The organism is Actinomadura latina NBRC 106108, assembly GCF_001552195.1.
Classification (GTDB): Bacteria; Actinomycetota; Actinomycetes; order Streptosporangiales; family Streptosporangiaceae; genus Spirillospora; species Spirillospora latina.
This window is the reverse complement of sequence record NZ_BCQS01000054.1, coordinates 1-10,012: the sequence shown is the minus strand read 5'-3', so window position 1 is coordinate 10,012 and position 10,012 is coordinate 1. Positions and strand designations below refer to the sequence as shown.

Annotated in this window: 11 protein-coding genes; 9 read left to right on the top strand and 2 right to left on the bottom strand. The window is 70.6% G+C overall.

Going from position 1 to position 10,012, the window contains the following annotated elements; all coding sequences use genetic code 11:
* A partial coding sequence (locus AL2_RS35640; RefSeq protein ID WP_067641702.1) for a maleylpyruvate isomerase family mycothiol-dependent enzyme occupies window positions 1–759 on the bottom strand: 759 nt, incomplete at its 3' end.
* A gap of 70 nt (window positions 760–829) precedes the next feature.
* Between AL2_RS35640 and AL2_RS35635 the strand changes: the two genes are divergently transcribed.
* From AL2_RS35635 to hypF, 6 genes are read left to right on the top strand one after another with little or no spacing between them, the layout of a single operon-like run.
* Window positions 830–1,762: a MerR family transcriptional regulator gene (locus AL2_RS35635; RefSeq protein ID WP_067641700.1), complete on the top strand. Its 933-nt coding sequence runs from the start codon at window positions 830–832 to the stop codon at window positions 1,760–1,762.
* Between the two features lie 58 nt (window positions 1,763–1,820).
* On the top strand, window positions 1,821–2,915 hold the full coding sequence (locus tag AL2_RS35630) for an LLM class flavin-dependent oxidoreductase (protein ID WP_067641698.1): 1,095 nt from the start codon (window positions 1,821–1,823) through the stop codon (window positions 2,913–2,915).
* Entirely contained in the window at window positions 2,912–3,505 is a 594-nt protein-coding gene (locus tag AL2_RS35625; RefSeq protein WP_067641696.1) for a CE1759 family FMN reductase, read from the top strand. Before AL2_RS35630 ends, AL2_RS35625 begins: the two co-directional genes overlap by 4 nt.
* Before the next feature lie 48 nt (window positions 3,506–3,553).
* Window positions 3,554–3,901 carry an ArsR/SmtB family transcription factor gene (locus AL2_RS35620; protein WP_067641694.1) on the top strand — a complete coding sequence of 116 codons (348 nt, stop codon included), beginning with the start codon at window positions 3,554–3,556 and terminating at the stop codon, window positions 3,899–3,901.
* On the top strand, window positions 3,898–4,533 hold the full coding sequence (locus AL2_RS35615; protein ID WP_067641693.1) for an SRPBCC family protein: 636 nt from the start codon (window positions 3,898–3,900) through the stop codon (window positions 4,531–4,533). The genes AL2_RS35620 and AL2_RS35615 overlap by 4 nt, the downstream gene beginning before the upstream one ends.
* A gap of 60 nt (window positions 4,534–4,593) precedes the next feature.
* A complete protein-coding gene (gene hypF / locus AL2_RS35610) occupies window positions 4,594–6,819 on the top strand; it encodes a carbamoyltransferase HypF (protein WP_067641691.1) in 2,226 nt (741 codons plus the stop codon).
* A 107-nt stretch (window positions 6,820–6,926) separates the two neighbouring features.
* Here the strand turns inward: hypF and AL2_RS35605 are convergent, their stop codons facing one another.
* A complete protein-coding gene (locus AL2_RS35605) occupies window positions 6,927–7,238 on the bottom strand; it encodes a hypothetical protein (RefSeq protein ID WP_067641689.1) in 312 nt (103 codons plus the stop codon).
* A 116-nt stretch (window positions 7,239–7,354) separates the two neighbouring features.
* Here AL2_RS35605 and AL2_RS35600 point away from each other — a divergent pair, with 116 nt between their 5' ends.
* The 3 genes from AL2_RS35600 to AL2_RS35590 form a co-directional block, all read left to right on the top strand.
* Entirely contained in the window at window positions 7,355–8,182 is an 828-nt protein-coding gene (locus AL2_RS35600; RefSeq protein WP_067641685.1) for a helix-turn-helix domain-containing protein, read from the top strand.
* Window positions 8,071–8,469 (top strand): DUF397 domain-containing protein, encoded by a 399-nt coding sequence (locus AL2_RS35595; protein WP_312032892.1) that lies wholly within the window; start codon window positions 8,071–8,073, stop codon window positions 8,467–8,469. The genes AL2_RS35600 and AL2_RS35595 overlap by 112 nt, the downstream gene beginning before the upstream one ends.
* Window positions 8,470–9,109: 640 nt before the next feature.
* A partial coding sequence (locus tag AL2_RS35590; RefSeq protein ID WP_157438580.1) for a DUF222 domain-containing protein occupies window positions 9,110–10,012 on the top strand: 903 nt, incomplete at its 3' end.

Sequence of the window (10,012 nt, the reverse complement as noted above, 5' to 3'; positions counted from 1 at the left end):
GACCGCCGTGCGTTCGAGCCAGTGCTCCAGGAGCGACGCGTCGCCGGTCACCTTCAGTTCGGGGGCGTCGTCCGGCGCGAGCCGCCGCGCGAACACCAGCAGCAGGTCCTGGGCGGGCCCGGTGACGGTCATGTCCGCGTCCTGGGACCCGTGCTCCCAGACCGGCCCCTCGGGCGTGCGCGTGATCACCCACCCCGGCAGGGACGGCTCCGCCGGACGCAGGCACAGCGTCTCCCCGTTCCCGCGCAGCTCGGCCAGCTCCGGCTTGTACGCCGCCGCCGTCACCGCCGTGATCAGCCCGAGGAACTCGCTGATCGCGTCGCCGGCCAGATCGGGCGCCACCGCGAACGGCGTCCCCGCGGTGAGCGCCGCGTCGGCGTGGTGGACGGCGGTCTCGTGCGCCATCCGGCGCAGCCACATGAGCGTCGGCCACGTCCCGAGAAGCGGGTGGTCGACCGACCCGTCCGGCTTCGCGTCGAAGGCTCCGATCAGCTCCTCCGCACCGTCGCGCAGCCAGCCGGGCCAGTCGGCGGGGGAGTCCGGCAGCGTGCGGGGCAGCTCGTTCAGGACGTCGGTGCCGCCGGTCCGCACCAGGTGGGTCGCCCACCGGTGCGCCTGGCCGACGTGCCCGACGAGATCCCGCAGCGTCCACTCCGGGCACGTCGGCACCCGCGTGTCCGGCGCCGGCACCGAGGCGGCGTCGGTGAGCCCGCGGGCGTGCTCGCGCAGGCCCTGTTTCATGCGTCCGGCGTCCAGCACGGTCGTCTCCTCTCGATGGACTTCGTGCTCGTAAGGTAGGAGCTCCAGTCGGCTGGAGGTTCAACCGGTTGTGATCGACGACACTTCCCTTGGGATCGGCGACCTGGCCGCCCTGACCGGCGTGTCCGTGCGGACGATCCGCTTCTACTGCGACGAGGGCGTCCTGGAGCCGGGGCGCAGCGCGGGCGGGCACCGGCGGTTCGACCGCTCGGCGGTGGACCGGCTCCGGCTCGTCCGGCGGCTGCGCGCCCTCGGGCTCGGCCTGCCCGCGATCGCGGCCGTCCTCGCCGGGGACCGCTCGCTGGCGGAGGCCGTGGCCGCCGAACGCCGCGCCGCCGACGCCGAGCTGGCCTCGCTCGCCTGGCGCCGCGCCTCGCTGCGCGCCGTCGAGGAGGCGGGCCCGGCCGACCGCGCCGCGCGCCTCGGCCTGCTCGCCGCCGTGCAGGACGGCCCGGCCGCGCGGGACGTCCTGCTGGAGTTCTGGCGCCGCCGCATCCTCGTCCCGCTGCCGGACGAGGCGGTCCGGACGTTCCTGGAGGCGAGCGTCCCGGAGCCGCCCGCCGACCCGGCGCCCGAGCAGGTCGTCGCCTATGCCGGGATGGTCGCGGTGGCGGGCGACCGGCCGCTGCTGCGCGAGCTGCGCGCCCTCGGCCGGGTGAACGCGGAGCGGGTCCGGGACGAGCCGGCGCTGATCGCCGGTCTCGGCGAGGCCGTCGCGGCGGCCGCGCCGCTGGTGACCGCGGGCGCCGAGCCGGGCCCGGGCGCCGCCCTCGACCGCTTCGTCGCGGCGCACGCGGCGGGGCGGGGCGAACGCGACGCACCGCGCTTCCGCCGCGCCCTGCTGCCCGCCGTCGCCATGGAGCAGGACCCGCGGCTCCGCCGCTACTGGACGCTGTTCGGCGAGGTCACCGGCGCGCCCGCCACCGCCGGGACGGTCAACACCTGGCTGGTCGACGCACTGGAACGGGACGTCGGGGCGTCTCCTGACGCGTCAGGAATATGATCTCGCCCCGCCCGGTTCCGGTAGAATGATTGAAAGTTCTACTATTTCGGAGGCCGCCATGCAGTTCGGGATCTTCTCGGTCGGCGACGTCACCCCCGATCCCGTCGACGGCCGCGTCCCCACCGAGGCCGAGCGGATCAAGGCGATGGTGACGATCGCGCTCAAGGCCGAGCAGGCGGGGCTGGACGTCTTCGCGACCGGCGAGCACCACAACCCGCCGTTCGTGCCGTCCTCCCCGACGACGATGCTCGGCTACATCGCGGCCCGCACCGAGCGGCTCATCCTGTCCACCGCGACCACGCTGATCACCACCAGCGACCCGGTGAAGATCGCCGAGGACTTCGCGATGCTGCAGCACCTCGCCGACGGCCGGGTGGACCTCATGATGGGACGCGGCAACACCGGCCCCGTCTACCCGTGGTTCGGCAAGGACATCCGGGACGGCATCCCGCTCGCCATCGAGAACTACCACCTCCTGCACCGGCTCTGGCGCGAGGACGTCGTCGACTGGGAGGGCAAGTTCCGCACGCCGCTGCAGTCGTTCACCTCGACGCCGCGCCCGCTGGACGGCGTCCCGCCCTTCGTCTGGCACGGCTCGATCCGCAGCCCGGAGATCGCCGAGCAGGCCGCCTTCTACGGCGACGGATTCTTCGCCAACCACATCTTCTGGCCCAAGGAGCACTTCCAGCGCCTCATCGACCTGTACCGGCAGCGTTTCGAGCACTACGGGCACGGCTCCGCCGACCAGGCGATCGTCGGCCTCGGCGGGCAGGCGTTCATCCGGAAGAACTCCCAGGACGCCGTCCGCGAGTTCCGCCCGTACTTCGACAACGCCCCCGTCTACGGGCACGGGCCGTCCCTGGAGGAGTTCACCGCCGAGACGCCGCTCACGGTCGGCAGCCCGGAGCAGGTGATCGAGAAGACGCTGTCGTTCCGCGACCACTTCGGCGACTACCAGCGCCAGCTGTTCCTGATGGACCACGCGGGACTGCCGCTGAAGACCGTCCTGGAGCAGATCGACCTGCTGGGCGAGGAGGTCGTCCCGGTGCTGCGCAAGGAGTTCGAGGCGCTGCGCCCGGCGCACGTCCCGGCGTCCGCCCCGACCCACGCGTCCCGGCTCGTGAGTTTCTCGAACGCGGGGGAGGTCCGATGAGCACGCTCGCCGTCATCTCGGCCGGTCTCGGGCAGCCGTCGTCCACCCGGCTGCTCGCCGACCGGCTGGCCGCGGCCGCGTCGCAGGCCCTGCGGGCGGACACCGCCGTCGAGACGATCGAGCTGCGCGACCACGCGCACGCCATGGTCGACGCGACGCTGACCGGCTTCCCGTCCGGGACGTTCCGCGCCGCCGTCGAGACGGTGACGAACGCCGACGGCCTCATCGCGGTGACGCCCGTCTTCAACGCGTCCTACAACGGCCTGTTCAAGACGTTCTTCGACGTCCTCGACCGCGATTCCCTGGAGGGCAAGGCCGTCCTGCTCGGTGCGACGGGCGGCACGGCCCGCCACTCGCTGGCCGTCGACTACGCGATGCGCCCGCTGTTCGCCTACCTGCGCACCAGCGTCGTCCCGACCGCCGTGTACGCGGCGTCCGAGGACTGGGGGAGCGCCGAGACCGGGCTGCCCGACCGCATCGCCCGCGCCGGCGCCGAACTCGCCGCCCTGATGGACGCGCGTCCGGCCCCGGCCAAGGACGACCCGTACGAGAACCCCGTCCCCTTCGAGCAGCTCCTCGCCGGCCGCTGAGTCTTATTAAGGCTTGGCTTATATAAGTCGAGCCTGTAGGTTGGGGCCGTGCACGCATTCGATGTCCTGGGCGACCCGGTGCGGCGCCGGATCCTGGAGCTGCTCGCCGGCGGCGAGCGGTCGTCCGGCGAGGTGACGGCGGTCGTCCGGGAGGAGTTCGGGATCTCGCAGCCCGCGGTGTCGCAGCATCTGAAGGTGCTGCGCGAGAGCGGGTTCGCGGTCGTGCGGGCGGAGGGAACGCGCCGGCTCTACGCCGTCGACTCCGCGCCGCTGCGGGAGGTCGACGCCTGGCTCGACCGCTTCCGCCGGTTCTGGACCCCGCATCTGGACGCCCTGGCGACCGAGATCGCCCGGGGCGAGCGCGCACGCCGCCACGACTCAGGGAGCGAGCCATGATCGAAGTCACCGGGCAGATCACCGCGGTACGGCGCAAGGTCGGCGAGCGGGTGCTGGAGGCCGGCACCGCGCGGACCGCGACGGTCAGCCAGGTCTACGACACCACCGTCGAGGACCTGTGGGACGCCGTCACCAGCCCCGAGCGGATCCCGCGCTGGTTCCTGCCGATCTCCGGCGACCTCCGGCTCGGCGGCCGCTACCAGTTCGAGGGCAACGCCGGCGGGACGATCGAGACCTGCGACCCGCCCAAGAGCTTCTCCGCGACGTGGGAGTACGGCGGCCAGACGTCCTGGATCGAGGTCCGGCTGACCCCGGAGCCGGACGACCGGGCGCGCTTCGAGCTGGAGCACATCGCCCACGTCGACGACGGCATCTGGAACCAGTTCGGGCCCGGCGCCGTCGGCATCGGCTGGGACATGGGCCTCCTCGGCCTCGCCCTGCACGTGGCGACCGGCGAGAGCGCCCCGGACGCGGTCGGCCCCGACTGGTCCACCACGGACGAGGGCAAGGAGTTCTCCCGGCAGAGCGGCGAGGCCTGGTTCGCGGCGCACCTCGAGTCCGGCACCGACGAGGCCACCGCCCGCGCCTGCGCGGACCGCACCATCGCCGCGTACACCGGAACCGAGGCTTGACGAGCCGTAGAACACACCCCGCTTCCAGCTCGTCACGGAGCGAAGCGGCAGAATGGACGGGTGGATGTCAGGGTCGGTGTCCGTGTCGAAGGGGTCGTGCAGGGCGTCGGATTCCGCCCGTTCGTGCACGGGCTCGCGTCCGGCCTCGGGCTGGCGGGCCTGGTCGGCAATGACGCGGCCGGTGTGTTCATCGAGGTCGAGGGCGCGCCCGACGCGGTCGGACGGTTCCTGGACGGGCTGCGCACGCGCCCGCCGCGGCTCGCCGTCGTCGAGCGCGTCACCACGCGCGAGCTCCGCACCGCCGGCCGCGACGGCTTCGCGATCGTGCGCAGCGACGCGTCGGGGGAGCGCCGCGCGCTGGTCTCCTGGGACTCCGCGACCTGCGACGACTGCCTGCGCGAACTGAACGACCCCGCCGACCGCCGCTACCGCTACCCGTTCGTCAACTGCACGAACTGCGGGCCGCGCTTCACGATCGTGACGGACGTCCCGTACGACCGCCCGCACACCACCATGGCGGGCTTTCCGATGTGCGGGCCGTGCGCCGCCGAATACGAGGACCCGGCCGACCGCCGGTTCCATGCCCAGCCGCTGTGCTGCCCGGCGTGCGGACCGTCCCTCGCTCTGCGCCCGCACGCCGACGAGCCGCTGACCACCGCGCGCGACATGCTCGCCGCCGGTGCCGTGCTCGCGGTGAAGGGCCTCGGCGGCTACCACCTGGCGGCGCGGGCCGCGTCCGAGGCCGCCGTCGCCGCGCTCCGCTCGCGCAAGCACCGCGAGGACAAGCCGTTCGCCGTCATGGTTCCCGACCTGGCCGCCGCCCGTACACTGTGCGAACTCTCCGACGCCGAAGAGGCGCTGCTCACAGGCCCGCGCCGCCCGATCGTCCTGGCGCGCCGCCGCCCGGACGCCGCGCTCGCCGCCTCCGTCGCACCCGGCAACCGGGACCTCGGCCTCATGCTGCCCTACACCCCGCTGCACCATCTCCTCGTCACCGAACCCGTGGTGCTGACTAGCGGAAACGTGTCGGACGAGCCGATTGCTCACCAGGACGCCGACGCCCTGGAGCGCCTCGGCGGGATCGCCGACGCGTTCCTGTTCCACGACCGCCCCATCCGCACCCGCACCGATGACTCGGTGGCACGGGTCTTTCAGGGCCGTCCGCTGCCGGTACGGCGCTCTCGCGGCTACACCCCGGAGCCGATACCGGTCGCGAAGGGACGTCCCGTCCTGGCCGTCGGAGCCGAGTTGAAGAACACGTTCTGCCTGACCCGCGACGGGCGCGCCTTCATTTCCCACCACATAGGCGACCTGGAGAACTACGAGACTCTCCGAGCTTTCGAAGAGGGCATCGAGCACTTCCAGCGTCTCTTCGACATCACCCCCGAACTCATCGCCTACGACCCGCACCCCGAATACCTGTCGACCAAGTACGCGCTCGACCGGGATCTGCCGTCCATCGCCGTCCAGCACCACCACGCGCACATCGCGTCCTGTCTGGCCGACAACGGCGAGGACGGCCCGGTGATCGGCGTGGCGTTCGACGGCACCGGATACGGCACGGACGGGACACTCTGGGGCGGCGAATTCCTCATCGCCGCCCTTGATGGATTCGAAAGAGCGGGACACCTGGAGCCGGTTCCGATGCCCGGCGGCGCCGCCGCGATCCGCGAGCCGTGGCGGATGGCGGCCGCGTATGGGGTACCGGAAGACCTTCCAGTGGCCCGCCGTCCCGACTGGTCCACTGTCACGGAGATGGCCGAACGCCGCGTCAACGCACCGCTCACGTCCAGCATGGGGCGCCTTTTCGATACGGTCGCCGCCGTCCTCGGCGTCCGCGACCGCGTCAACTACGAGGGCCAGGCCGCAATAGAGCTGGAACAACGCGCGGACCTTTCCGAACCCACCGCATATCCAGCCTCCATCACCGGAACATCCACGTTCGCCGTTGCCGGAGGCGACCTGCTGGACGCGGTGGTCGCCGACCTGCGCGCGAGAGTCTCCGTCCCGGTGATCGCGGCCCGATTCCACAATGGCGTCGCCGCCCTGGTGGTGAACGCGGCATCCCGCATACGCGAGGAGACCGGGATCGGCGCAGTCGCCCTCTCCGGCGGAGTGTTCCAGAACGTGTTCCTCCTGGGCCGCGCGGTCTCGGGCCTCAAAGACGCGGGTTTCGCAGTACTGACCCATCACCGCGTCCCGCCGAACGACGGCGGTATCAGTCTCGGCCAGGCCGCCGTCGCCACCGCCCGGCACCGATCCTGGAGCCGCCCGCCTCTGGCGTGAGTGACCTGGGACGCAGAACGGAATGGCGTTCCCGAACTGCCATCTGCAGACGGCATGATCATCGGATGCCCGATGAACGGAACGAATCGCGAGATCGCGACCCGCTGTCAGGTGGCCCGTGCCACGCGGACGGGGATTGCGGCACCGTCCCGTCCGTCCAGCCAGACGACCTCCACGCTCCGCGAGCGGCCGAACAGTCGGCGCGCCTGGTCGGCGGACGAGCAGTGCCCGAGGATGCGGCTCCCCGAGTCGCCGCAGACGACGACGTGCCCCTCGTCGACTTCGAGCCCCCAGCCGAGGATGCCGCCATTGTCGGCCTCCGCGTCGATCCAGCACAGAGCGAAGAGACGCGGCGCGTGCTCGGCGGCCAGATCGGTGACCTCGGCGCGGAGGGCTTCAACTGCGGAAATGTTGTTCATGCGACACAGAGTGAATCCTTTTGATTACCTTGAGTGGGGGAATCGTCCTCGTGTGGATCGGCCGTGACAAGGCGCCGATCGGGGTGAGGACGCGGCGGCGAGGTGAGGAGGCAGGGATGGCGTCGAAGAAGCCGTTGACCCCGGTGGCCGGGACCGCGGCACTCGCCTACTGGGGCGGGGAACTGCGCTACTACCGTGAGCAGGTCGGATACACCCAGGACCGGTTCGCCCAGATGATCTACGTCTCGTCCTCCCTCATCGCCATGGTCGAGACCGGCAAACGAACCCCGAAGCCGTCCTTCATCAAGGACTGCGACCAAGCCCTCGACACGGGAGGCGCCCTGGCCCGCCTCTGGAAGCGCCTGATCGAAAGCTCCTACCTGGAGTGGTTCCGACCCGTCGTAGAGATCGAGTCCGACGCCGTCGCGATGATCAAGTATGAGGCGCAGGCAGTACCGGGCCTCCTGCAAACCGAGGAGTATGCTCGTGCGCTCCTCCGCACGGGGCCGGCACGCGCATCCGATGCGAAGATCGAACAGCATGTCGCCGCCAGGATGAACCGCCAGCACGTCCTTACGAAGGATGCCCCCCCGTTGCTCTGGGCGATCATGGACGAGAACGTCCTCCGTCGCCCGGTTGGCGGCACGAAGGTCATGTGTAACCAGTTTGCGTGGCTTGTCGAGGCAGCGAAGTCTCCAGACGTCATCCTGCAGGTACTACCTTTCGCCGCCGGTGCACACGCAGGGATCAACGGTTCGATGACCTTGTTCTCTCTACCCGACCAGGGCGACGTCGTCTACGCTGCTGGCTTTGGGGGCGGACAGATCATCGGATGCCCGGAGCAGGTGGACGAATGCCGTTTGGCGCTCGATCTCCTACGTGCGTGCGCTTTTTCGCCCGAGGACTCGATTCGCATGATTGCAGGGTTGATCGGAGAGTCATGAGCAATGGGCTTCGGTGGCGCAAGAGCACTCGCAGCGATAACCAGGGTGGTGACTGCGTTGAGGTTGCTGCGGCTACGGTAGAGCTGTGGCGCAAGGCCAGCCGCAGTGAGAATCAGGGCGGCCACTGCGTCGAGCTTGCCGAGGTCGGCTGTGTTTGTGAGGAGCATGGCAGCATGGTGGGGGTACGTGACTCCAAGGACCCGGACGGCCCGATGCTCGCGTTCAGCCCGTCGGCTTGGCGGAGGCTCTCACGCCGCATCAAGTCGGGCGCGCTCGACCTCAAATAGCAGGCAGGTACTGCCAGGCATGCCGAGGCGGCGGTCGGACCGCCTACCCGAGCGGCCGGTTTGGCCGGGGCGGGAGACCGTACGCTGTCCCGCGAATCGGGCAGGCTTCTTGCCTGTTCCTGCAGCCCGATGAGGGCTCGCGAGAGTTCTCCGTCCGAACCGGCCGCGCCCGCCGGTCGTCTGCCTCTGTACGTCTACCTGGACCTCGCTCTGTGCGTTCAGCGTTACGCCGACAACACAGCGCCGCCGACGGTGATGATCAGCATCAGCTCGGTGCCCCAGCAGAAGGCGTGGTGCGACTTTTCCATGCCACTGCCGGCGCGCTCGCCCAGCGCCGAGCGGTGAGATCCGTACTTGTCTTCACTGACTGATCTTGAGCACCCTTCGCCATTGCGCTGTGGTCGTTCACAGTCGTGACGGTTTTTTGCCGGATTAATGTGGTTTTAGTGAGTGCCCGGTTGTGTAGCCGTGGGCTGGAGTCACTTCGGCTGGGGTCGTTGGTTGGCATTCCGCGCAGATGATCGCTCGGGGGGTGTTTCGGAGGGAGGCGGATCGTGCGATGTTCCGGCTATCCATAGGGTCTTAGTATTCTCACCTGGGCTGGGCGACCATGAGCGTGTTCGTTCGATAGCATGGAGTTATGTGTTCGAGCGGAATCGATGTCACGTCGATGTCCACCGGTGAGCTGGTGGACGCGGCGGCCTCGATCGCGGCCGAACTCGCCCGGCGCGAGGCGCCCGACTCCCCGGCCGTCTGCATGGCACAGGCCGAAACGCTCGCCCGCGCCGCCGATCGGCATGAGAGCGCACTGGCCGCCCTGATCGGACGGGTCGACGCGTCCGCCGAGGTGCGCCGGTGGGGCCTGCCGTCCACGCTGGCGTGGCTGCGCACCCGCATGGGCATGCGCGAAGCCCGCGCCAGAGAACGCCTCCACCTCGCCCGCCACAGCCGCCGCCTCCCCGAAGTGGCGCGTCGGCTCGCCGCAAGCGACCTGTCCTACGGGTATGCCTCCACCATCGCCGCGGCGGTCGCCCGGCTGGACGACGCCGACTGCGCCGCCGCCGAACAGATCCTCCTCGATCTGGCCGGGCAGGGCTTCTCCGCCGGAAAGGTCGCCGCCCTCGGCAACAGGATCACCGACCTCATCGCCGAACGCGACGGCACCGAACCGGCGCCCGACACCGACACCCGCCGCGGCTACGAGCGCTCCTGGATCGACACCACCCGATCCCTGGACGGCGGCCGCTACGTCAAAGGCTGGCTCAACGCCGAAGACGCCGCGATCTGGGACGGCACCCTGGCCCCCCTGGCCAAACCCGCCGGCACCGACGACCGCCGCGACCTGTCCGAACGCACCGCCGCCGCATTGGCCGCCGTCCTGTCGGGCGGGCACACCGCCACCCGCGTCACCGTCATCTGCGACCTGGACACCCTCACCGGCGGCCAGGCCCCAGCCCGACTGGCCGACGGCACCCCGATCCCCGCCGCCCAAGCCCGCCGCATCGCACTTGCCGCCGGAGTCTCGGCCCTCATCCTGGGCCCC